This window comes from Pelomonas sp. KK5 (assembly GCF_001984095.1).
Lineage (GTDB): Bacteria > Pseudomonadota > Gammaproteobacteria > Burkholderiales > Burkholderiaceae_C > KK5.
This window is the reverse complement of sequence record NZ_LYVQ01000486.1, coordinates 1-1,179: the sequence shown is the minus strand read 5'-3', so window position 1 is coordinate 1,179 and position 1,179 is coordinate 1. Positions and strand designations below refer to the sequence as shown.

Annotated in this window: 1 protein-coding gene; it reads right to left on the bottom strand. The window is 62.3% G+C overall.

Annotated elements, in window-relative coordinates; genetic code table 11:
* Window positions 1–117: 117 nt before the first annotated feature.
* A complete protein-coding gene (locus B0W88_RS31865) occupies window positions 118–1,101 on the bottom strand; it encodes an IS5 family transposase (RefSeq protein WP_077038418.1) in 984 nt (327 codons plus the stop codon).
* Window positions 1,102–1,179: the final 78 nt, after the last annotated feature.

Genomic DNA, 1,179 nt, shown 5'->3' with positions numbered 1-1,179 from the left:
GGAAGGTCTGAACAACTCGCGAACGCGAGCTGACCTTGTGCGTGTTGACCAAGACGGTTCGGCATTTTCATGACGCAAGCGCCTTCTGATGTGGGTTTGAGGCGTCTTTCGCGGTCCTCATACGTACCTCTGACGGACTGCTCCCTGCATCGCCATCAACGACCTTCGCGCCATCCACAGGTTGGACAGCGCGAACAGCGTCAGCAGGTGAGCCGTGTTCTTCTGCAGGCCCCGGAATCGCACCTTGACGAGTCCGAACTGGCGCTTGATCACGCGGAACGGATGCTCCACCTTCGCGCGCACGCTGGCCTTGCGGTGCTCTTGCTTCTGCAGCCGCGTCTTGGCCCTGCCGGCGGGCATCTTGGCGATGTCGCTGGGACGCGCGGCGATGTGCCACTTCAGGTCCTCGCGGTCCACCCGTTTGTGCGCGCCTCGGTAGCCGGAGTCGGCCCAGACGTTCTGCTCCTTGCCGTGCAGCAGATCGGCTACCTGTTCGATGTCGGCCTCATTGGCCGCTGTGGTGGTGACCGTGTGCACCAGGCCACTGTCGGCATCGACGCCAATGTGCGCCTTCATACCGAAGTACCACTGCTCGCCCTTGCGCGTCTGATGCATCTCCGGGTCGCGCTCGCCCTCGGCGTTCTTCGTCGAACTGGGCGCCGGAATGATCGTGGCATCGACGATGCTGCCCTTCTTGAGCAGCAGGCCCTTGCGTGTCAGATGCGCGTTGACCTGCTTCAGGATGTCCTCGGCCAGGTCGTACTCTTCCAGCAGGTGCCGGAAGTTCAGAATCGTCGTCTCGTCCGGAATGGCCTCGCCCAGACTCAAGCCCGCGAAACTGCGCAGCGAGGCAATCTCGTACAGCGCCTCTTCCATCGCCGGATCGCTCAGCGCGAACCAGTTCTGCATCAGGTGCACGCGCAGCATCGCTTCAAGCGGGTACGGTCTGCGGCCGCGGCCGGCCACCGGATAGAACGGCTCGATGACCTTCAGCAGCGCCTTCCACGGCACCACCTGCTCCATCTCTTCGAGGAAGACCTCACGTCGAGTCTTCTTCCTCTTGCCCGCGTACTCCGCGTCCGAAAAGCTCAGTTGGCTCATCGTGCCGATTGTCCAGATTCCTCAGCTCCGCGCATCGGCATCAGCCATGATGGGCACACTTGTTCAGACCTTCCCTAA